Source organism: Streptococcus sp. OH4692_COT-348 (assembly GCF_003859975.1).
In the GTDB taxonomy this organism is placed as follows: Bacteria; Bacillota; Bacilli; order Lactobacillales; family Streptococcaceae; genus Streptococcus.
In genome coordinates, this window is the sequence record NZ_RQZB01000020.1 from 1 (window position 1) to 21,046 (window position 21,046).

Consider the following 21,046-nt stretch of genomic DNA (forward strand, 5'->3'; position numbering starts at 1 on the left):
ATTGTTTTTTCATTGTTCAGTACTACAACCTTAGTTGTAGTGCCCTGCACATTGGTTCGTCTTGTTCAGTTTTCAAAGGTCTTTGTCACTCGCTTCTCTCAAGTGACAACTATATTAGTATATCACAGTCGCTTTCGCTTGTCAACACTTTTTTGAAACTTTTTTAAACTTTTTTCATCAAGTGTTCCAACCACAACATACCATAGTCCGTACGGGATTCGAACCCGTGTTACCGCCGTGAAAAGGCGGTGTCTTAACCCCTTGACCAACGGACCAGAGCTGTTATTTTCAACTCTTACTATTATACCCACTTTTCTAACTTTGTCAACACCTTTTTTAAACTTTTTTAATTAATTTTACAACTGCTTCCGTTCGAGCTGTATGTGGAAACATATCGACCGACTGGATATAACGAAGATCATAGACTTCTACTAAGCGCACTAAATCACGAGCCAAGGTCGAAACATTGCAAGAAATATAAACCATTTTTTCAGGTACATAGGTAAGAATTGTATCTAATAACTTGTCATCCAGACCTGTACGTGGTGGATCTACTATCAGAGCATCTGCTCGGTAGCCTTCCTTGTACCAACGAGGAATAATCTCTTCTGCCGTTCCTGCTTCGTAATGTGTGTTGTCAAATCCCATTCTTTTAGCATTTCGCTTAGCATCTTCAATGGCTTCTGGAATAATATCCATACCTCTGAGTGTTTTAACTTTCTTTGCGAAGGCAAATCCAATCGTTCCAACTCCACAATAAGCGTCAATTAAATGGTCTTCTTTATCAACATCCAGCGCTTTTACCGCCTCGCTATAGAGGACTTCTGTTTGTTCAGGATTTAGTTGATAGAATGCTCGAGGAGATAGTGAAAATTCATAATCAAGTACACCTTCTTGAATACTCTCTTGTCCCCAGATAATCTCTGTCTTTTCACCATAAATCTCACTGGTTTTAGCTGTATTTGTATTCACAGCTACTGTCACAACTTCTGGAAAGTCTTTAACTAAGTCTTTTACTAGTTGGGTTAAATTAAGCTGACGGTTTGTAACAATAATAATCTGAACCTGTCCAGTCTTTCTTGCTCGCCGGACCATTATCGTTCTAACACCTAGAACTTTTCTCTCATCCGTGATTGGAATCTGGTGATAAGTAAGTAATTCTGCTAGACGATTAGCAATCACTTGAGTTTCCTTATCTTGTACTAGGCAGTCTTTCAACTCTACTAAATAGTGGGAGTTTTGTGCATATAAGCCTGCCTTGACTTGATTTTTAAATTTTCGAGTCTGAAATTGTAACTTAGCACGGTAATATTTTGGTTCCTGCATACCAATTGTCGGACGAATTTCATAGTTTTCATATCCTGTAGGGGCAAATTTTTTCAGCGCTTGATAAAGCAAGTCCGTCTTGAACTCCAGCTGCTTATCATAATGCAGGTGCATGATTTGGCAGCCTCCGCACTCATTGTAAATAGTACAAGCTGGCACAACTCGAAATTTAGACTTCTTGTTGACCTTCAGTAATTTTGCCTCAACAAAGTTGCGTTTAATAGAAGTAATCTGACAATAGATATCTTCTCCTTTTAAAGCTCCAGGTACAAAGACTAATGTTTTTTGGTAAAAACCGATTCCCTCACCATTAATTCCCATGCGCTTGATTTTTAATGGTATTTTTTGTTTCACTTTCAGATTCATACCCCTATCTTATCACATTTTGAGTTATAATAGAACTATGAAAATCACAAAACTTGAAAAGAAAAAAAGACTCTATCTGATGGAGCTTGATAATGACAATAAATGCTATATTACTGAAGATACAATTGTTCGTTTTATGTTATCGAGAGATAAGGTGATAAGCGAAGACGAATTGAAAGAGATTCAGGACTTTGCCCAATTTTCTTATGGTAAAAATCTGGCCCTCTACCACCTATCCTTTAAAGCACGCACTGAAAAAGAGGTTAGAGAATATCTGAAAAAATACGATATTAATGAAGACATAGTCTCTCAAGTCATTGCTAATCTTAAAGAAGATAAGTGGATTAATGATGGCCAGTACGCTTATGCTATCATCAATGCCAATCAACTTTCAGGAGACAAGGGGCCTTATGTACTGATTCAGAAACTAACACAAAAAGGGGTTTCAAAATCTACTATAGAAGAGAACTTGAAAGAATTTGATTTTTCGGAAGTTGCTCAACGTGTAGCCAATAAACTATTGAAAAAATATGAAGGAAAACTTCCAGCTCGTGCCTTGCAAGATAAGATCATCCAAAATCTGACCAACAAGGGCTTCTCATACTCTGATGCTAAAAGTGCCTTTGACGAATTGGATAGCCAAGTAGACGAAGAAACAACTCAGGAACTCATCTTCAAGGAACTTGACAAGCAATATGCCAAGTATGCTCGAAAGTATGAAGGATACGAACTTAAACAGCGTTTAACTCAAGTTTTAGCACGAAAAGGCTACGATTTTTCGGATATAGCAAGCGCTCTCAGAGAATATCTTTAATATTTTCATGTAAAATTCACAGATTTTAGGTAATTTTATGGTACAATAGTAAGCGATAAACTTATAAATTGTAGAAAGTTGGTTAGTTATGAAGCTTCCAAAAGAAGGCGACTTTATTACAATTCAAAGTTATAAGCATGATGGGAGTCTCCACCGAACTTGGCGGGACACCATGGTACTAAAAACAACAGAAAACGCCATTATTGGTGTCAACGATCATACACTGGTTACCGAAAGTGATGGTCGTCGTTGGGTTACTCGAGAACCAGCTATTGTTTACTTTCACAAGAAATATTGGTTTAATATCATTGCCATGATTCGCGATAATGGAATTTCCTACTATTGCAATATGGCTAGCCCCTACTATCTGGATGAAGAAGCACTGAAGTACATTGATTACGATTTGGATGTTAAAATTTTTACAGATGGGGAAAAACGTCTCTTGGACGTTGAGGAGTATGAGCGTCACAAACGCAAAATGAATTATTCTGATGACTTGGACTATATTTTAAAAGAACATGTCAAAATTCTTGTTGATTGGATTAACAATGGACGAGGTCCTTTCTCAGAAGCCTATGTAAACATTTGGTACAAGCGCTATGTAGAACTAAAGAATCGGTAAAGTTGTCAAACTAGGGTGAAAGCCCTGGTTTTTTATTTGAAAAACCCAGCTTTTCAGCTGGGTTGGTCTCTATATATCTAATTTCGTAACAGTAAATTTAATGTGGGAATAGTCTTTTTCAACATCCTTATCCAGCAAGAAAGCTGTAGCATCTTTCTTAACCTGAACCAGGTCAATATTCTGAGCTTGGGCTGCATAGACGCATCCACAATAACATTGACGATATATATCATACTCCTCACACATCTCTACTGAACGTTTGTAGCCCTGATTTTTCTTGAAATCACTTGGAAGATAGTGGGTTGTATAAATTTTTTGCACATCGATTCCGATGCTGTTAATGGTTTGAGAATTCTTATGAGGACTAATGGTCAAGGCTGAGCCAAAATAATCAAAGCCCAGATCCATAGCCACTTGCGCTGTCTTATCCAGGCGGTAGTCAAAGCAAACCTTACAACGGTCGCCACCTTCAGGTTCTTCTTCCAAACCTCGAACCAGTTTACGATATTCATTAGGTTCATAAGGAGCTTCTAGGTATTGAACGTTATTGCCAGTTCGCTCATTGAAATCACTGACAAACTTTTTAGTCACATAGGCACGCTTATGGTATTCTGCCTTGGGATGGATATTAGAATTGGCAAAATAGATGGTCACATCTGCATACTTGGTCAAATATTCTAGGGTATAGGTACTGCAAGGGGCACAGCAAACATGCATGAGAATGGTTGGCCGTTGCTCATTTTTCTCCCATACTTGTACCATCTTCTGCATGACACGGTCATAATTAATCTTCTGATTAGGGTTCATCTTGCTCAGAATTTCTTCTACATCGATCATGTTCTTCTCCTTTTTCTAGTCTTATTTTATCATATAAGTTAGGAGAGCTCAAATCAATTTAGAAGTGAATATCATAAAAAGGAGGGGTAGGCATTCCCTCCTTTTGTGTTTTCTATAAAAAGCTTACATCATGCCGCCCATCATGCTTGGATCCATGGCTGGAGCTGGGGCTACTGGTTCTGGTTTATTGGCTACGACTGCTTCCGTAGTCAAAATCAAGCTGGCTACAGATGCTGCATTTTGTAGGGCTGAACGGCTCACTTTAACTGGGTCGATAATCCCTTGATCAATCATATTAACCCACTCGCCAGTTGCTGCGTTAAAGCCTGTACCAACTTCAGCATTTTTCAAACGATCGATAACGATTGAACCTTCAAATCCTGCATTGTGGGCGATTTGACGAACAGGTTCTTCCAAAGCACGGAGAACAATATTGCGTCCTGTTGCTTCATCTCCTGTCAATTCCAAATCAGCTACGGCAGGTATAACATTTACAAGTGCTGTTCCACCACCTGCAACGATTCCTTCTTCAACAGCTGCACGAGTAGCGTTGAGGGCATCTTCAATGCGGAGTTTCATTTCTTTCAACTCAGTTTCAGTTGCGGCACCGACCTTAATAACCGCTACACCACCTGACAATTTGGCCAAGCGTTCTTGCAATTTTTCACGGTCAAATTCAGAAGTTGTGGTTTCGATTTGAGACTTGATAACCGCAACGCGGTGAGAAATCGCTTCAGGATTTCCAGCACCTTCTACGATAACCGTGCTATCTTTGTCCACAGTTACTCTCACTGCTTGACCAAGTGCTTCAATTGTCGCATCTTTCAACTCAAGACCAAGGTCTTCTGTGATAACTGTTCCGCCTGTTAAGATGGCGATATCTTCTAGCATAGCTTTACGACGGTCACCAAAACCAGGTGCCTTAACTGCTACTACGTTGAAGGTTCCACGAATCTTGTTCAAAACAAGAGTTGGAAGAGCCTCGCCATCCACATCATCCGCAATAATCAATAGTGGACGATTGCTTTGGAGAATGCTTTCCAAAAGTGGCAAGATTTCTTGGATATTGGAAATTTTCTTGTCTGTAATCAAAATGTACGGATTTTCAAGGTCTGCCACCATTTTTTCGCTATCTGTCACCATGTACTGTGAAAGGTAACCACGGTCGAACTGCATTCCTTCAACAACTTCAAGCTCTGTTTCCATACCACGTGACTCTTCGATGGTAATGACCCCATCTTTCCCTACTTTTTCCATGGCTTCAGAAATGTATTCGCCGACTTTTTCAGAACGAGAAGATACAGCAGCAACCTGAGCGATGGCTTCTTTATTAGCAACTGGAATAGCGTTATTTTTCAAGGATTCAACTGCTGCAGCAACTGCTGTTTCAATCCCACGACGAATTCCGATTGGATTGGCACCTGCTGTGACATTTTTGATTCCTTCACGGACAATTGCTTGGGTCAAAACAGTTGCAGTTGTAGTCCCGTCGCCTGCGATATCATTGGTTTTTGAAGCTACTTCTGATACCAATTTGGCACCCATATTTTCAAAATGGTCTTCCAATTCGATTTCTTTGGCAATAGTTACACCGTCATTGGTGATGAGTGGTGAACCAAATGATTTTTCAAGAACGACATTACGACCTTTTGGTCCCAAGGTTACTTTAACAGTGTCTGCAAGGATATCGACACCACGAACCATAGCTGAACGAGCATCAGATGAAAATTTAATTTCTTTTGACATACTTACTTTCTCCTTCTATTCTTCAATGATTGCCAAGATGTTAGCTTCGCCAACAATGATGTACTTTTCATCGCCATCTTTGACATCAAGACCTGCGTGGGCTTCAACTAAGACACGGTCTCCAGCTTTAACACTTGGAGCAACCAATTCACCGTTCAAGGTACGAACACCTTGTCCAGTAGCCACAACTTGAGCTGTTTTGGTTTTTTCTTGAGCTGAACCTGCGAGGACAAAACCTCCAACAGTTTGTTCTTTTTCTTCGATTTTCAAGACCACACGGTCTCCTAATGGTTTCAACATCTGATTTCCTCCATAATGAGATAGATAGTATTAGCACTCTTTATATCTGAGTGCTAATTTATAGTTCTATTGTATCACTTGGTCAGAAATAGTCAAGAAAAAAGTCTGACTTTCTCAAGATAAAAAGCCTGAGAGCAACTCAGACTTTTCAATACTTAAAATGGCAATTCCTCTTCTTCCAAAACCAAGTCAGCCAAATCTTGACCTGCGTTATTTTCACGCATGGCACGTTGGGCACGACTTTCTAATAATTGGAATCCTGTAACAAGTACTTCAGTCACATAATTTATTTGACCATTTTTCTCAAAGCGACGGGTACGTAATTCTCCATCCACTGAAATGAGACTTCCTTTGGTTGCGTAGCTTGCCATTGTTTCTGCTAGTCTGCCCCATAGGACCATATTGACAAAGTCAGCTTCACGCTCCCCATTTTGGTCTTTGTAACGACGGTTGACTGCAATAGTCGCTCGCGCTACTGACTTGTCATTGTTGGTTTTGTGCAATTCTGGTGTAGACGTCAAGCGTCCGATTAAGATAACTTTATTATACATATTTTCTGCCTCCTACTTATCTATTCGTAGGAAATCAAAAAAAGTTACAGAAATTTGTAACTTTTCGAGGAAATTTTTTACTTTTTATGAACCATGAAACCTGTCGCCTGTTGATTGGCCATAATGGTCATATCTGTAATCTGTACACGACGAGGTTGACTGGTCACATAGACTACTGTGCCTGCAATATCCTGAGCTTGCAAGGCTTCGATTCCTTGATAAACCGTCGCAGCCCGCTCTTTGTCACCATGAAAACGAACTGTAGAGAAATCTGTTTCGACAATCCCTGGCTGAATAGTCGTCACCTTGATATCCGTTGCGATGGCATCAATTCGCAGACCATCTGAAAAGGTCTTAACCGCTGCCTTGGTCGCTGAATAGACAGCTGCACCTGCATAGGCATAAATTCCTGCGGTCGACCCCATATTGATAATATGCCCCTGATTAGCTTTTACCATTGCTGGCAAGAAACAGCGAGTGACTGCCATCAAACCTTTAACATTGGTATCTAACATTGTTAACATATCCAGCTCTTCATAATCCTGATAGGGTGCTAAACCTAGAGCCAGACCGGCGTTATTAACTAAGATGTCAATCTTCCCTATCGTTTCTAGAATATCGGAGCAGACAGTCTTGACCATGGCCATATCCGTGACATCTAGCGGAAAAGTCCAGACATTTTGATTTGGGAAGGCTTCTGCAAACTCCGACTTAAGGGCTTCTAGTCTGTCTGTCCGTCGTCCAATTAGAACGACATTCTCACCCTGCTCCAGATAAGCACGCGCAATCGCTTCACCAATTCCTGATGTCGCCCCTGTAATCACAACATTTTTTGCCATCTTATTTCCTTCTAGCTGGTCTATCAGATACTAACAACTTCTTAGGCAGTCCAGTGTTTAGCTGGATCAAACGGAGTTCCAACAACTTGGTCTTCTAATAATTCAATCACACCACGTTTTTGCGGAGCATTTGGCAGATGCAATTCACGAGGACTGCACATCATGCCAAAACTCTTTTCACCACGAAGTTCGCCTGGGAAAATAAGATTGCCTTTGGGCATCATTGCTCCGGGAAGAGCTACAATGGTTTTCAACCCGACACGCGCATTAGGAGCCCCTGCAACGATTTGCACTGTCTTGTCACTTGCGACTGCAACTTGGCAGATGTTGAGGTGGTCACTATCTGGGTGAGCTACCATCTCGATAATTTCACCAACAACAAACTTTGGTTCCTTATCATTAACAATTTCTTCTGTAAAACCTTCCGCCTGCAACTCTTGGTTCAAACGAGCTACTTGTTCATCTGATAAAAAGACTTGACCGCGCTCTGCAATTTCAAACAAACTTGAAACTTCGAAAATATTCCATGCCACTGTTTCCCCATTATCTTTGAGGAAAACACGAGCTACCTTGCCTTTGCGCTCCACATCTAGTTTGGCATCTCCGCTATTTTTCACGATGACCATAAGGACATCACCGACATGTTCTTTATTATATGTAAAAATCATTGTTTCCTTTTTCTCCTATTTCAGTCCTGCTAAAAAGTCGTTAATTTGTTGCTTGCTTTTACGGTCGCGATTAACAAAACGACCAATTTCCTTGTCTTTTTCTAGAACAACAAGGCTAGGAATTCCGTAAATATCCCAGAGTTTAGCTAGATCCATATACTGATCTCGATCCACGCGAATAAAGGTGAACTCTGGATTGGTCTCCTCAATTTCTGGTAAAGCAGGATAAATATAACGACAATCGCCACACCAGTCCGCCACAAAAAGGAAGACCTTCTTACCATCTTTTTCTACTAAAGATGCCAATTCTTCTAAACTTGCTGGTTGTATCATAAAACTTCCTCCTCATAGACCAGGTCTTCATTTTCATAGACAAAGGTATAATGACGGCCATCCTCAAAAATGACGCCACCAACCAAGCTCTCCAGACTGCTTTCATAAACTTGAACATAGAGGGTCGCAATTTCCCCCATGTCTGAAAAATGGTCTCGCACAATCGCTGTCAACTCTTCCTGAGTCTTCATGAGCTTACGGTCATCTGCAACTTTTTTCGTAGCAAGGGCAAGGCTCCCAATACCAAGCAGAGCCAGACCAGCCATCCACATTTTTTTAGCTTTCATACCATTCATTTTAACACAAAAAAGGCTTTAGGACAAATGAGGAAGCAGCAGAAAAGCAAGTAAAAAGCCTCTTCCTTTAAGGAAAAGGACTTCTTATTCTTATTGCCAGGCTCCTGAGTTGCCAACGTAGTAACCATCAGGTGTGTAGGTATTGCGAAGCATCTTACCTGATGAAGCTAGATAATACCACTTGCCATTATCTTTGACCCAATCATTCGCTAGCATGGCACCAGAAGAACTTACATAATACCATTCTCCCTTGTCATAAACCCAAGTGCTTGCTTTCATGGCTCCTGAAGTTGATAAATAGTACCACTTGCCTTGATCGTAAAGCCAATCACTAGCAATCATGGCTCCTGATGATTTAAAGGCATACCAGTTGCTACCTTGATAAAGCCAAGTTTGATTGAACATGACTCCTTTATCATTCATATAATACCAAGTTCCCTGGTCGTAAATCCAATCCTTCTGCACTAATTGACCTTGTTTTTGATAGTACCAGTTTTGGTTTGATTTTAACCAGCTTTCTGCTTTTACAACTGGATAAAGTTCTTTGAAAGATCCTCCATCATCATATTTATGACTGATAGTTTTTAGTTTTTCGAGCTTCAACTCGTCATTATCATAATTTGCCCAAGCAAAGACTTTTTGACCATTGACAGTCTCTGGTAAGGTAGCAGTGTAAGTCTTGGTTTGATAATCCCATTTAGCATCGAGGTAAGTGTATTGATCATTTGATTCTTCAATACGATAGTAACCTCTCTTTCCACTATCATTATGAATATCATCCACAACTTTTGTTGACCAGGTCTTTACTTCGTTTCCACTCTTAGCTTCTACCTTGATATCTCCTCTATAACCATATGGAACATAGAAATTCAGGTAACGCCCCTCTACACCCATCATAGACTTGTCCTTTTCTTGACCTAGGAAATTGGCAGTTTGATCTTGACCATTGAGACTAACTGTCCACTCGATTTTCTCGGTTTTTGGCAAATCCAAGACTTTGATATCCACTTCATGACCATTGTTAAACCGAAGAATATTGCCATCTTGATACTGTACTCCACACTTAACAACCCATTCTTCTTTAAGCTCAAATGCCTGCCCTGAATGTGGAAAAGCCAGTAAAGCTAGACCAGCTAGAGACAAACCAAATAATGTGATTTTTTTCATCGTAGTTCCTCCTTAAGTTTTATTATGTTAATTATATTACTATGTTTTTAATTTGCAAATCTTATCCTAATCATGCTATCAAAAAACCTCTGAGATTCTTCTCAAAGGTTCTGATTTTGCTAATTGCTGTTCTCAACCGCTGCAGTGACAAAGGCAGTGTAAAGTTCTTCTGGACGATTTGGACGGCTTGACAGTTCAGGGTGATACTGACACGCTACAAAGAATTTATTTTCAGGAATTTCCACGATTTCTACCAAGCGATTGTCTGGAGAAACTCCTGAAAAGACAAAGCCTGCTGCCTCAAACTGCTCACGGAAGGCATTATTAAACTCATAGCGGTGACGGTGACGGCGTTGCACCACTTCTTGATTGTGATAAGCAGCTGCTGCCTTAGAACCACGTTTCAACTTAGATGGATAAAGCCCCAAACGAAGGGTCCCCCCCATATCCTCAACGTCAATCTGATCACGCATGATATCAATGATAGGATATTTTGTTTCTGGTGCAAGCTCTGCAGAATTGGCACCTTCAAGACCTAAAACGTGACGAGCAAATTCGATACAAGTTAACTGCATGCCCAAGCAGACACCCAACATTGGAACATCATTTTCACGCGCATAGCGGATGGCTTGGATTTTACCTTCCGTACCACGTTGACCAAAACCACCTGGTACGATGATTCCGTCAGCATCAGACAAAAGCTCTACCACATTCTCTGCTGTCACATCATTGGCATTGATCCAGTTTATTTTAACTTCTGCGTCATTGGCATAACCAGAGTGTTTCAAGGCTTCGACCACTGAGATGTAGGCATCTTGCAACTCCACATACTTACCAACAAGGGAAATCTTGACTTGTTTTTTCAGGTTCATGACCTTGTCCACCATGGCTGACCATTCTGTCATATCTGCTACTGGTGCGTCTAATTTCAAATGGTCACAGACAATTTGGTCCATACCTTGTGCCTGCAAGTTCAATGGAATTTGGTAAAGATGTTCGACATCCAACGATTCGATAACGGCTTCTGGTGCCACATCACAGAACTGTGCTAGTTTGTTTTTAATTCCTTGGCCAGCTGGCTCTTCTGTACGAATAACCAACATATTTGGCTGGATTCCCAATCCACGCAATTCTTTGACAGAGTGTTGGGTTGGCTTGGTCTTCATCTCACCAGCAGCCTTGAGGTAAGGAAGCAAGGTTGTATGAATGTACATGACATTATCAGCCCCCACATCTGCCTTCATCTGACGAAGGGCCTCTAGGAATGGTAAGGACTCGATATCCCCAACAGTTCCACCGACCTCTGTAATAATGACATTAGAGTCGGTTGTTAGAGCGGCACGCTTGATTTTTTCTTTCAAAGCATCTGTAATATGAGGAATGACTTGAACAGTTGCCCCAAGGTATTCTCCACGACGTTCCTTACGAAGAACTTCACTGTAAATTTTACCAGTTGTCACGTTGGAATATTTGTTGAGATTGATATCGATGAAACGTTCATAGTGACCCAAGTCCAAATCTGTCTCAGCTCCGTCATCTGTCACAAAAACTTCCCCGTGCTGGTAAGGACTCATAGTTCCTGGATCAATATTAATATAAGGGTCAAATTTTTGAATGGTTACTTTGAGACCACGATTTTTCAAGAGACGGCCCAGACTTGCTGCAACAATTCCTTTCCCAATAGACGATACCACACCACCAGTTACAAAAATATATTTCGTAGACATAGATTCCTCTTTCTAAAATGCTCAAGGCCTTGTTAACTACGAGGGGACATAGAAAACAAGACCCTACTAATAAGAATAATCTGGAACGACTGCACCAGATTCACAACCAAAATACAAGAAGATAACTTCTTGAAAAAACAAAAATAGCTCCCTAATAACTAGGGAGCCCCGACCTCTAAAAGAGGTGCCCGAACAATATGATACCTAAAAATAGAATAATTGTCAATAGCTAACTTTTATTCCTCGTTGTTTTCAGCGTCATCATCAGAAAACTCATCGTCTTCTTCGTTGAGATCCACGTCTTCACCCAAGTCATCTGGAGCGATTTCGTTGATTTCTGCATCATAAGCTTCCACTTCGTTTTTCTCATCATCTGGATTTTCATCATCGTATGAAAGAGCAGGATCTGCTTCGTATGCATCTTCGTCTTCTGGATCATCAGCATTGTAGTCAATGGCATCTGAATCGCCGTCCATGAAGGCATTGACACGTTTTTTCTTAGCTTTTGGTGCTACTTCATCGTCGTCATTTTCTTCAAGAGCGATGATTTCTTCGTCGATTTCATCCACACCATACCACGAACGAAGCCCCCATTTGTTGTCCCCAAGTGAGATGAAGCTACCGTCAAAGTTCAACTCTGTGTAGAACAAAGGCAAGGCTTCACGGATATCGCTGTTTGATGTTCCAAGGTAGTTTTGAATTTCGTTTACAAGATCACTAAAATGCATCTCATGATCACGACCACGAAGTTCCAAGATAGCACGCGCTACCTCAATCATAGATAGTTCACTTTTTTCTTGCCCAGTAAATACTTCTAATTCCAAAGCGTTTCTCCTCATTTATACTACTATCGCCAGAGCAAACAGACTCTGACCTCATTTTATCATTTACTCTTTATTTTACGATAATTTTGTAGAATAGTCAAAGGTTAAGAAAAAATAAAGGTGAAATATTTCGGCTAATTGAAAGACCTGTGTAACATGACCACAGGTATATTGATTTATTTATAACTCAAGGCTGCAACTCCAATACCAACCACAAACTGCAAGAGGATTCCTACAGAGATAAAGGATTATTTGTTGCGTCAAATCAAGTAAAAAGATCATTTCAGGTCCTGCCAGTAACTTCGTTTTCTTTCCTTTATTTCATTTTCCCTAGAATAGGGAAAAATCCTTCTCTTGTTAATGAGTTTCATAAGAAAAAGGCTGGAGAATCCAACCTTCTCTATTTATTCAGCTAAGAGTACTTCTTTGATGGTTTGCTTTTGGAGTTTTCTGTTGGATAGATAAAAGAGACTTTCATAAACCACAGCAAAACCGATCAAAGTCCAGAAGCAAACATTCCCATCAAAGTGATGCTCAATCTTTTCAGGAACCGTATCTTTGATCACACCAATCAAGATTTCCATGATAGCGTACTGATAAGCCGTCCCAAGAACAAATCCTAGATAGGCCCAGAAACGATAGGGAGATAGGATATGACCTTGGCATTCACGATCTGTGTAGCCAAAAGCCTTCATAAGAGCCAGGGTTTCGCGACTTTCTGAGACGACAATCCCCAATGACAAAAAGAGAATAGAGAAAGAAAGGGTCAAGCCAATCATGATCATCATGGTTTGGATGATGTCATCTGTGTAGTCCCTTAGACCAAAGGACAATTGAACCATGGCCGCAAAACACATAGAGCCAAAGACTACAAAAAACAGGATAGATTTTCTCCCCCAAATTAGTGACGAAGACAGCTCTTTTAGGAAGTCTTTCTCTTTCTTAGGAGACCTCTTTTTCCTTTTGACCTTGATTGGTGTTGGGGACTTTTTCAATAAGCGAAGAGCCGGCGTTTGTAGTTGTCTTCTAGCATAACCAACCGCGATAAGCATAAAAAATGCCGTTGGAAGGACCACAAAAGCAAGCAAGAGCTGCCAATGAAAATGAATGGTGATTTCTGGCAGGATCCCCTTTTCATTCCGGAAGTCATAAAAATGCCCCATCATAAGAAAAGAAGCGAAATAGCCAAGAAGCGCTCCGGCACCAAAACTGAGCCCAAATGCCCAAAATCGTTTAGCCAACTGGCCATTGCTATAGCCCAAAGCCTTTAAAATTCCTAATTGTTCCTTATGATCATCGACAAATTGTTTAATATAAAAACACATGAGAAGGACCGACGTCAAGGACAAGACAACTCCACTGACCATGGCCACCATCCAAGAAAGCGAAACCTGAGCGTCATAGTAGGTCTGAATCATTGGATTAGTTTTAGAAATCTCCAACTGCTCGATATCAAGGTAAAAATTCAAGAAGAGATTGGCCACAAAGACCGCACAAGCCCCAATTATACTGACGACAACTAATTTTCGAATATCTTTTACTGAAAACATGGCTTACCATCCAATTTCATAAGCAGTCTGAGGCTGATCATTGGTCACAACTTCGGTAATCTTGCCACTATTGACACGAATGATGGTTCTTGCCATATCCGCAATATTTTGGTTGTGCGTCACCATGATGAGGATCAAACCAAGCTTTTCCTTTAACTCCCAGATATAGTCGAGAATCTTGCGCCCCGTTTCTTCATCCAGGGCTCCCGTCGGTTCATCTAAGAAAAGAATCTCTGGCTTTTTGGCCAAGGCCCGAGCAATGGAGACTCTCTGCTGTTCCCCACCTGACAATTCACTCGGATACTTGTCCAGTTTATCGCCAAGTCCCAAATCCTCGATAATCTGCAAAAAATCATGATTATTTGCCAGGTCTGCCCCCATCTTTACATTCTGTCTGACTGTTAGATTAGGCAATAAATAATACTGCTGAAAAATAAAGGCAATCTTCTCACGTCTAAAGGCTGTCAATTGAGTATCTGTGAGTCGAGCCAAATCCTGTCCGTGAATGAGGATATGTCCCTCGTCTACCTTTTCTAAACCTGACAGAACGTTTAAGAGAGTTGACTTGCCTGATCCAGAAGGACCGAGGATAACCACATCATCCTGGTCTTGAATCTGCAAATCAATCCCTTTTAAAACCTTGGTTTGGCCGTAACTTTTGTGCACATTTTCTAGTTGAATCATTTCTTTCCTACCATTTCTTTGATGAGAGATTGACAAACCTCTGTCAGTAATCCAATCACTTCTTCCATGCTGAATTGATAAATGCCAGAAGCAACCATTGAGGCCATCCCATGCGAGTAGATAAATAGATGCTGGTACAAGCGACTAGCCTCCTCTATATTCAAAGGGTAGTCTGCGACGATTAAATCCAGAACCAATTGGTAACTATGATCCTTCATGGGAAGAAAATCTTGAAAGCGACGAATCGGATCTTTGCTGGGATTTTGGAAAAGCAATTGAAAGAGTTGGGGTTCTTTTGAGGCGAAAAGGATATAAGCAACCCCGACGGATCGAAAAGGCTTCTCATCTTCTAAGGCCTTACGAATATACTCCACCACTACCATTTCCGCAGCACCAATAACCTCTGCTTGTAACTCGGCCATATTGGCAAATTGCCCAAAAATGACTCTTGGTGTGGCTCCCAGTTGCTCCGCTAATGCTCGAGCCGTCAAACTAGCCATGCCCTCTTCTCTCACCAATTGTAAAGCTTTCCCAATGATAGCCTCTTTACTAAATTTAACCTTTGGTGGCATAAGACTCCTTTAGCGCAACATTTGTTGCGCAACATTTGTTGTATAAAAGAATACCATAAAAAAGAAAGACTTGTCAAGAAAAAACTGTAGAACACAAAACAAAAAGACAGCGAACTTTTTATTTCTTTGCTACCCAGTCGATGGTATCGCTAGGTGGATTTTCAGTATCAATCCAGATGAATTCAATGCCGATTTCGCCATTATTAAACTTGGTCAAACGAATTCCGTTGATTTCCAGTTCATTTAAACGTTGACCTGTCAAAACTTCTCGTTCTTTCAACTAGAAAAGTTAAGGGAGAACTAATACAAATCTTCTAAGCTTCTATATTCTATGACTTCATTTTTTATGATGCTCTTTTGGAATTCAAAATGATTCAAAGAATTATCAATTCACACTAGCTTGGGAATATCATCTAGGTTAGTAACTAAGGATAAAATAAAATCTGATTTAAACTCTTTGGCTTTTTCATATTCTCTGGCAGTCAATCGAATGCGACCCTTAGATTTTCGAATTCCTTTAACTTCGGCAAGATAAGAATGTTCTTGAACATCTACTTGGAAATCATATCCATCACCATAAATACGGGCCTCGGTCAATAGTCCACCTTGGAATTTTTCTTCTTTATCAAAATGAAGGATAAAATAATTCTCTGCCTCCATTTCCGTTTCCTGTAGACGTTTGAATTTAGTTCGAATAATTGGTTTTTCAATGGTAGTAATATCTGTTCGCTTTCTTTCACTGGCAAGTAGCATTTTAACGATTTCAGCATAACTATGAACATCTTCATTTCCAAACATCATATCAATTAAATCTTTACGAAAACGATAAACTTCAGCTTTCTGCCACCAACCTTTTCGATTATTGTCAAAATAAGGATCAAATAAATCCATTCTATTTTTTACAACTCCAGTTGTTTCAGCAATTTCCAAAGAAACCACATAGTGATAAAACTCCGACTTACTAGAACATTGAAATTCTTTTATAAAAAGCTTGTCAAACTTTGCCAGACTGTAGCCAATTAAATTTATAGTAGATTGAAATAAAATATGAACAAATCGATTAGGAAAGTCAAATTAATTTCTAGAAATGTTTTAGCAGTCACGACGTACTATTCTAACTTCAACCAACTATAACAATTCATAATGCGGGTGTTTAGACATCACTTTCTCCATCAATAGATATTGATTCCATCATACCAAAAAACACGGCATCACACCGTGTTTTGATAGATTAATATTATTTTTTTAAGGCATTAATAATGTTTCTTGTAAGTTTTTTACCCGCACCTTGATTTTTGGGATGAGTCCGTAGATATGCGTGGACTTTAGTACCAGTATCAGAACGAGTATATCCATTTGTATTGACAATTTTGTTTTGTAAGATTTTCTTTAGAATTCCCATTTTACTTACCCTAAAAATTTCAAATTAACTTCTTCATCTCATCGATACGTGCTACAGTCGCGTCGTACTTAGCTTGATAGTCGGCTTGTTTGTCACGTTCTTTTTGGACGACTTCTGGTTTGGCATTGGCTACGAAGCGTTCGTTAGAGAGCTTCTTGCCGACCATGTCCAGTTCTTTTTGCCATTTAGCCAGTTCTTTATCGAGACGAGCAAGTTCTTCTTCGACATTGAGGAGATCTGCCAGTGGCAAGTAGATTTCTGCTCCTGTGATGACGCTTGACATTGCAAGTTCAGGCGCAGGGATGTTTGACGCGATTTCCAAGTGTTCTGGATTTGTAAAACGTTTGATGTAGTTGACATTGCTGTTAAAGAAGGCTTCCAAGTCGCTATCGCTTGTCTTAACAAGGATGGTAATAGGCTTGCTTGGTGCTACGTTTACTTCCGCACGCGCATTACGTACTGCACGAATCAAGTCTTTAAGGCTTTCCACACCAGTGTGGGCAGCAAGGTCTTCAAAGGCTGGGTTAACAGTTGGGTATTCTGCTGTAACGATAGAGCCTTCTGAGATTTGTCCAAAGATTTCTTCTGTCACGAATGGCATGATTGGGTGAAGGAGACGAAGGATCTTGTCCAAGGTATAAAGGAGAACAGAACGTGTGATGACTTTCTCTTCTTCATTATCACTATAAAGGACTTCCTTAGTCAACTCAACATACCAGTCCGCAAATTCATCCCAGATGAAGTTGTAGAGGATGTGTCCAGCAACACCAAATTCAAACTTATCAAAGTTTTCAGTGACTTTGCCGATCGTTTCATTGAGGTTGTGGAGGATCCAGCGGTCTGTGACATTTCCAGCTTCCTTGTTGACAACTTTTTCCACATTGGCAGTTGCTTGCTCAAGAGTCAAACCTTCATTGTTCATGAGGATATAGCGAGAGATGTTCCAGATCTTGTTAATGAAGTTCCATGAAGCATCCATTTTCTCGTAAGAGAAGCGCACGTCTTGCCCTGGTGCAGAACCGTTTGAAAGGAACCAACGAAGGGCATCGGCACCGTATTTCTCAATGACATCCATTGGGTCAATCCCGTTACCGAGAGATTTAGACATCTTGCGTCCTTGCTCGTCACGAATAAGACCGTGGATAAGCACGTTTTGGAATGGCTGACGGCCAGTGAATTCCAATGATTGGAAGATCATACGAGATACCCAGAAGAAGATGATGTCGTAACCTGTAACCAAGGTTGAAGTTGGGAAGTAACGTTTGAAGTCTTCTGAGTCGACATCAGGCCAGCCCATGGTTGAGAATGGCCAAAGGGCAGAACTGAACCAAGTATCCAAGACATCTTCGTCCTGAGTCCATCCGTCACCTTCTGGAGCTTCTTCACCGACGTACATTTCACCCTCAGTATTGTACCAAGCAGGGATTTGGTGACCCCACCAGAGCTGACGAGAGATAACCCAGTCGTGGACATTTTCCATCCATTGAAGGAAAGTATCATTGAAACGAGGTGGGTAAAATTCTACCTTGTCCTCTGTGTCTTGGTTGGCAATAGCATTTTTCGCCAATTGGTCCATCTTAACGAACCATTGTGTAGACAAGCGTGGCTCAACCACTACACCTGTACGCTCTGAGTGACCAACACTGTGGACACGTTTTTCGATTTTAACAAGGGCGCCAATTTCTTCCAACTTGGCAACGACTGCCTTACGAGCTTCAAAACGGTCCATGCCTGCAAATTCGAAGGCAAGATCATTCATGGTTCCATCGTCGTTCATGACGTTGACTTGTGGCAAGTTATGACGTTGACCAACCAAGAAGTCGTTTGGATCGTGGGCAGGCGTGATTTTCACGACACCTGTACCAAACTCAGGATCTGCGTGTTCATCCCCAACGATTGGGATTAACTTATTAGCGATTGGAAGGATGACGTTTTTGCCAATCAGGTCCTTGTAGCGTGGGTCTTCTGGATTGACCGCAACGGCAACGTCCCCAAACATGGTCTCAGGACGAGTTGTCGCAACTTCAAGGGCGCGTGAGCCGTCTTCCAGCATGTAGTTCATGTGGTAAAAGGCACCTTCGACATCCTTGTGAATCACCTCGATATCAGAAAGGGCTGTGCGAGCTGCTGGGTCCCAGTTGATGATAAACTCACCACGGTAGATCCAACCTTTCTTGTAAAGGTCCACAAAGACCTTGCGAACGGCTTTTGACAAACCTTCATCAAGGGTGAAACGCTCGCGAGAGTAGTCTACAGAGAGCCCCATCTTGCCCCATTGTTCTTTGATGGTAGTGGCATACTCGTCTTTCCATTCCCAAACTTTATCGAGGAATTTCTCACGACCGAGGTCATAACGTGTAATGTCCTCTCCACGCAAGCGCTCCTCAACCTTAGCCTGAGTCGCAATCCCCGCGTGGTCCATACCTGGAAGCCAAAGCGTATCAAAGCCCTGCATGCGTTTTTGACGGATGATGATATCCTGCAAAGTCGTGTCCCAAGCGTGACCAAGGTGAAGCTTACCAGTTACATTTGGTGGCGGAATGACGATTGAATAAGGCTTAGCCTTTTGGTCTCCTGAAGGCTTGAAAACATCAGCGTCAAGCCATTTTTGGTAACGACCAGCCTCAACCTCGGCTGGATTGTATTTAGGTGAAAGTTCTTTAGACATGTGTTTGTCCTTTCTCTATTGTATTCATTTTATTTTGAATTTGCTTAGCAGTTTCTTCTGCTGACAAATTCGTATTATTTATTTTAAAGTAGTGGTGCAACTCATTCGGTTGATGTTGAGAATTTAATTGAAGTGTTTCAGCAGTCTCTAAAATTTCTCTTTCAGATACCTCAATATGTCGTTTTAAGGGTTTGTGCTTTAATCGATTCTCCGTTCGATTTCGACGTATGCGCTCTTCAAGACTTGTTTCCAACTCAACAAAAAGAATCTCTTGATGATAGTCATTCAACAAACCTTGAATTTGCTTCAAATACAGCAGCTGGTACTGATTTGAAAAATCAATTACGTCAGTTAAAATTACTGATCGCTGATTTCTTGCACTTGCTCCAAGGAAAGAAAAGGTGATTCCACGAACAAATTCCCACATTTCCTCTGTAAAGTCCTGATAGATTTCTAGTGCAAAATCGATGGCTTGATGGTTATAAAAGAGGGTAGAATCCGTCAGTCGAGATAGTTCTTGACCAATGGTCATTTTCCCAGAAGCCGGAGCACCAATGATGAAAAGATGCATCAAATTACCTCCCACTCACTTCTCAGCAAACCATATATCAGACTGTCACAGCGGTTTCCTTGAACATCCTTTCTGTCTCTTATTCGAGCTTCGAGGGTAAATCCAAGCTTCTCTGCAACTCGTTGACTTTGGAGATTGTAACCAAAGCAAGTCAGCTCAATCTTGTGAAGACTCAAATCTTTAAAGGCTAAGTCAATCAAGGCACGCGCTGCTTCTGGTACATAGCCACGCCCCCAGTAGCCTGGGTGCAAGGTATAGCCAATTTCTAGCACATCGTCCGCATGGCGGTGATTGAAGTCAACAGAACCAATGACTTTATCGGCTCCTTTGATGACAATCCCATAGCCAGCTGGGAGATTGTCCTTTTCATTGCGTTCGGGAAGGATCTGCTCCAGATAGTAAATTTCATCTTCCAAGGTCTTGACGGGTGGAAAGCCTGCTGGGTAAGAAACTTCTGGGAGACTAGCATAGTCAAAGATATCCTCTGCATCCGCCACTGTACGGACTCGTAAAACGAGACGTTCTGTTTCGATTTTATCTGGCAACTCAGTTCTTGCCATCCTTCTTCCTCGCTTTCTTTATGAAGCTCCCCATAGGGTCAACACGGTTATCTAAATAACGATAAACGCGCTGGTGACCGTCCCCCATAAAGTAAGTCGGTGAAAAACGGTCATTTTTAAAATGCCCTTTCTCATCCAAGAGATCTGGAGCAGCAAGTCGATCGATAATCTTGGCAAAAATATGACAGATTCCATCTTCCTCGATAATCCGATCTACCTGACAGTCCAACACGACTGGACAAGTCTCTAAAATAGGAGACTGAGTCTGTTCAGAAATCTCGTAGTCTAGCCCCAGGTGTTTCAATTTCTCTCGATGACTGATAAAACCAGCCTGCTCCATCTCGAACATGAGATTTTCATCAGGAATATTCACAGTAAACTTCTGGTAATGCTTGATTTGCTCAGCCGCATTTTCCTCAGCTCCGACACCAATGACTAGCCAATCTCCCAAGCTATAAGAGGAGCTACAGGTCGTAATATTGTGTCCAAAATTCTGATCCTGATACCCCAAAATGAAAATAGGAAAGCCATAATACAGTTTGCTTGTGTTAAAAGATTGCTTCATGACAACCTCCTTTGACCAAGATACAAAAGAAAAGCCCTGCCATCTACATGACAGGGAC

General features: G+C 41.0%; 22 protein-coding genes, 1 tRNA gene and 1 pseudogene. 2 read left to right on the forward strand and 22 right to left on the reverse strand.

The genetic code is table 11. The features are described from left to right. Positions 1 to 203: 203 nt before the first annotated feature. Positions 204 to 275 (reverse strand) — tRNA-Glu (locus EII37_RS09625). Positions 276 to 336: 61 nt separating this feature from the next. After that, complete coding sequence (rlmD, locus tag EII37_RS09630; protein WP_124788420.1) at positions 337 to 1,692, reverse strand: 23S rRNA (uracil(1939)-C(5))-methyltransferase RlmD; 1,356 nt, start codon at positions 1,690 to 1,692, stop codon at positions 337 to 339. Positions 1,693 to 1,729: 37 nt separating this feature from the next. On the opposite strand from rlmD, the gene recX reads away from it, so the two are divergent. Together recX and EII37_RS09640 are read left to right on the forward strand one after the other, a co-directional pair. Further along, on the forward strand, positions 1,730 to 2,506 hold the full coding sequence (gene recX / locus EII37_RS09635; protein WP_124788421.1) for a recombination regulator RecX: 777 nt from the start codon (positions 1,730 to 1,732) through the stop codon (positions 2,504 to 2,506). An 88-nt stretch (positions 2,507 to 2,594) separates the two neighbouring features. Beyond that, on the forward strand, positions 2,595 to 3,128 hold the full coding sequence (locus EII37_RS09640) for a DUF402 domain-containing protein (RefSeq protein ID WP_000775316.1): 534 nt from the start codon (positions 2,595 to 2,597) through the stop codon (positions 3,126 to 3,128). Positions 3,129 to 3,197: 69 nt separating this feature from the next. Here the strand turns inward: EII37_RS09640 and EII37_RS09645 are convergent, their stop codons facing one another. The 20 genes and pseudogenes from EII37_RS09645 to EII37_RS09745 form a co-directional block, all read right to left on the reverse strand. After that, complete coding sequence (locus tag EII37_RS09645; RefSeq protein WP_020900987.1) at positions 3,198 to 3,965, reverse strand: epoxyqueuosine reductase QueH; 768 nt, start codon at positions 3,963 to 3,965, stop codon at positions 3,198 to 3,200. A gap of 123 nt (positions 3,966 to 4,088) precedes the next feature. Further along, complete coding sequence (gene groL, locus EII37_RS09650; RefSeq protein WP_124788422.1) at positions 4,089 to 5,711, reverse strand: chaperonin GroEL; 1,623 nt, start codon at positions 5,709 to 5,711, stop codon at positions 4,089 to 4,091. A gap of 15 nt (positions 5,712 to 5,726) precedes the next feature. Beyond that, the gene (groES, locus tag EII37_RS09655; RefSeq protein ID WP_060806144.1) at positions 5,727 to 6,011 is read right to left on the reverse strand and encodes a co-chaperone GroES; all 285 of its coding nucleotides are present in this window, start codon (positions 6,009 to 6,011) and stop codon (positions 5,727 to 5,729) included. A 155-nt stretch (positions 6,012 to 6,166) separates the two neighbouring features. After that, positions 6,167 to 6,562 (reverse strand): single-stranded DNA-binding protein, encoded by a 396-nt coding sequence (locus EII37_RS09660; protein WP_124788423.1) that lies wholly within the window; start codon positions 6,560 to 6,562, stop codon positions 6,167 to 6,169. A gap of 77 nt (positions 6,563 to 6,639) precedes the next feature. Further along, a complete protein-coding gene (locus tag EII37_RS09665) occupies positions 6,640 to 7,401 on the reverse strand; it encodes an SDR family NAD(P)-dependent oxidoreductase (protein WP_124788424.1) in 762 nt (253 codons plus the stop codon). 41 nt (positions 7,402 to 7,442) lie between these two features. Beyond that, entirely contained in the window at positions 7,443 to 8,069 is a 627-nt protein-coding gene (gene ytpR / locus EII37_RS09670; protein ID WP_124788425.1) for a YtpR family tRNA-binding protein, read from the reverse strand. Between the two features lie 15 nt (positions 8,070 to 8,084). Continuing rightward, positions 8,085 to 8,402 (reverse strand): thioredoxin family protein, encoded by a 318-nt coding sequence (locus tag EII37_RS09675; protein WP_124788426.1) that lies wholly within the window; start codon positions 8,400 to 8,402, stop codon positions 8,085 to 8,087. Further along, positions 8,399 to 8,698 carry a DUF4651 domain-containing protein gene (locus tag EII37_RS09680; protein WP_001013971.1) on the reverse strand — a complete coding sequence of 100 codons (300 nt, stop codon included), beginning with the start codon at positions 8,696 to 8,698 and terminating at the stop codon, positions 8,399 to 8,401. Before EII37_RS09680 ends, EII37_RS09675 begins: the two co-directional genes overlap by 4 nt. A 90-nt stretch (positions 8,699 to 8,788) precedes the next feature. Then, a complete protein-coding gene (locus EII37_RS09685) occupies positions 8,789 to 9,865 on the reverse strand; it encodes an N-acetylmuramoyl-L-alanine amidase family protein (protein ID WP_185696000.1) in 1,077 nt (358 codons plus the stop codon). A 119-nt stretch (positions 9,866 to 9,984) separates the two neighbouring features. Then, the gene (locus EII37_RS09690; protein ID WP_124788427.1) at positions 9,985 to 11,592 is read right to left on the reverse strand and encodes a CTP synthase; all 1,608 of its coding nucleotides are present in this window, start codon (positions 11,590 to 11,592) and stop codon (positions 9,985 to 9,987) included. Positions 11,593 to 11,828: 236 nt separating this feature from the next. Continuing rightward, entirely contained in the window at positions 11,829 to 12,416 is a 588-nt protein-coding gene (gene rpoE, locus EII37_RS09695; RefSeq protein ID WP_185696001.1) for a DNA-directed RNA polymerase subunit delta, read from the reverse strand. Positions 12,417 to 12,820: 404 nt separating this feature from the next. Continuing rightward, positions 12,821 to 13,966 carry an FtsX-like permease family protein gene (locus tag EII37_RS09705; RefSeq protein ID WP_124788429.1) on the reverse strand — a complete coding sequence of 382 codons (1,146 nt, stop codon included), beginning with the start codon at positions 13,964 to 13,966 and terminating at the stop codon, positions 12,821 to 12,823. A gap of 3 nt (positions 13,967 to 13,969) precedes the next feature. Next, the gene (locus tag EII37_RS09710; RefSeq protein WP_124788430.1) at positions 13,970 to 14,650 is read right to left on the reverse strand and encodes an ABC transporter ATP-binding protein; all 681 of its coding nucleotides are present in this window, start codon (positions 14,648 to 14,650) and stop codon (positions 13,970 to 13,972) included. Next, entirely contained in the window at positions 14,647 to 15,222 is a 576-nt protein-coding gene (locus EII37_RS09715) for a TetR/AcrR family transcriptional regulator (RefSeq protein ID WP_124788431.1), read from the reverse strand. Before EII37_RS09715 ends, EII37_RS09710 begins: the two co-directional genes overlap by 4 nt. Before the next feature lie 118 nt (positions 15,223 to 15,340). Continuing rightward, the gene (locus tag EII37_RS09720; RefSeq protein ID WP_185696002.1) at positions 15,341 to 15,484 is read right to left on the reverse strand and encodes a hypothetical protein; all 144 of its coding nucleotides are present in this window, start codon (positions 15,482 to 15,484) and stop codon (positions 15,341 to 15,343) included. Positions 15,485 to 15,522: 38 nt separating this feature from the next. Continuing rightward, a pseudogene (locus EII37_RS09725) lies at positions 15,523 to 16,269 on the reverse strand (DUF3883 domain-containing protein). A gap of 374 nt (positions 16,270 to 16,643) precedes the next feature. Beyond that, a complete protein-coding gene (locus tag EII37_RS09730; RefSeq protein WP_124788433.1) occupies positions 16,644 to 19,292 on the reverse strand; it encodes a valine--tRNA ligase in 2,649 nt (882 codons plus the stop codon). Further along, positions 19,285 to 19,863: an AAA family ATPase gene (locus EII37_RS09735; RefSeq protein WP_124788434.1), complete on the reverse strand. Its 579-nt coding sequence runs from the start codon at positions 19,861 to 19,863 to the stop codon at positions 19,285 to 19,287. Before EII37_RS09735 ends, EII37_RS09730 begins: the two co-directional genes overlap by 8 nt. Next, positions 19,863 to 20,423 (reverse strand): GNAT family N-acetyltransferase, encoded by a 561-nt coding sequence (locus tag EII37_RS09740; protein ID WP_124788435.1) that lies wholly within the window; start codon positions 20,421 to 20,423, stop codon positions 19,863 to 19,865. Before EII37_RS09740 ends, EII37_RS09735 begins: the two co-directional genes overlap by 1 nt. After that, a complete protein-coding gene (locus tag EII37_RS09745; RefSeq protein ID WP_124788436.1) occupies positions 20,410 to 20,988 on the reverse strand; it encodes a flavin reductase family protein in 579 nt (192 codons plus the stop codon). The genes EII37_RS09740 and EII37_RS09745 overlap by 14 nt, the downstream gene beginning before the upstream one ends. Between the last annotated feature and the right edge of the window lie 58 nt (positions 20,989 to 21,046).

Bases quoted from the DNA above. Each gene is read 5' to 3' on its own strand.
- EII37_RS09690 (WP_124788427.1), bottom strand. From the start codon at position 11,592: ATGTCTACGAAATATATTTTTGTAACTGGTGGTGTGGTATCGTCTATT.
- EII37_RS09675 (WP_124788426.1), bottom strand. From the start codon at position 8,402: ATGATACAACCAGCAAGTTTAGAAGAATTGGCATCTTTAGTAGAAAAA.
- EII37_RS09665 (WP_124788424.1), bottom strand. From the start codon at position 7,401: ATGGCAAAAAATGTTGTGATTACAGGGGCGACATCAGGAATTGGTGAA.
- EII37_RS09730 (WP_124788433.1), bottom strand. From the start codon at position 19,292: ATGTCTAAAGAACTTTCACCTAAATACAATCCAGCCGAGGTTGAGGCT.
- ytpR (WP_124788425.1), bottom strand. From the start codon at position 8,069: ATGATTTTTACATATAATAAAGAACATGTCGGTGATGTCCTTATGGTC.
- EII37_RS09745 (WP_124788436.1), bottom strand. From the start codon at position 20,988: ATGAAGCAATCTTTTAACACAAGCAAACTGTATTATGGCTTTCCTATT.
- EII37_RS09735 (WP_124788434.1), bottom strand. From the start codon at position 19,863: ATGCATCTTTTCATCATTGGTGCTCCGGCTTCTGGGAAAATGACCATT.
- EII37_RS09645 (WP_020900987.1), bottom strand. From the start codon at position 3,965: ATGATCGATGTAGAAGAAATTCTGAGCAAGATGAACCCTAATCAGAAG.
- groL (WP_124788422.1), bottom strand. From the start codon at position 5,711: ATGTCAAAAGAAATTAAATTTTCATCTGATGCTCGTTCAGCTATGGTT.
- EII37_RS09680 (WP_001013971.1), bottom strand. From the start codon at position 8,698: ATGAATGGTATGAAAGCTAAAAAAATGTGGATGGCTGGTCTGGCTCTG.
- recX (WP_124788421.1), top strand. From the start codon at position 1,730: ATGAAAATCACAAAACTTGAAAAGAAAAAAAGACTCTATCTGATGGAG.
- EII37_RS09705 (WP_124788429.1), bottom strand. From the start codon at position 13,966: ATGTTTTCAGTAAAAGATATTCGAAAATTAGTTGTCGTCAGTATAATT.
- EII37_RS09715 (WP_124788431.1), bottom strand. From the start codon at position 15,222: ATGCCACCAAAGGTTAAATTTAGTAAAGAGGCTATCATTGGGAAAGCT.
- EII37_RS09640 (WP_000775316.1), top strand. From the start codon at position 2,595: ATGAAGCTTCCAAAAGAAGGCGACTTTATTACAATTCAAAGTTATAAG.
- groES (WP_060806144.1), bottom strand. From the start codon at position 6,011: ATGTTGAAACCATTAGGAGACCGTGTGGTCTTGAAAATCGAAGAAAAA.
- EII37_RS09710 (WP_124788430.1), bottom strand. From the start codon at position 14,650: ATGATTCAACTAGAAAATGTGCACAAAAGTTACGGCCAAACCAAGGTT.
- rlmD (WP_124788420.1), bottom strand. From the start codon at position 1,692: ATGAATCTGAAAGTGAAACAAAAAATACCATTAAAAATCAAGCGCATG.
- EII37_RS09660 (WP_124788423.1), bottom strand. From the start codon at position 6,562: ATGTATAATAAAGTTATCTTAATCGGACGCTTGACGTCTACACCAGAA.
- EII37_RS09685 (WP_185696000.1), bottom strand. From the start codon at position 9,865: ATGAAAAAAATCACATTATTTGGTTTGTCTCTAGCTGGTCTAGCTTTA.
- EII37_RS09740 (WP_124788435.1), bottom strand. From the start codon at position 20,423: ATGGCAAGAACTGAGTTGCCAGATAAAATCGAAACAGAACGTCTCGTT.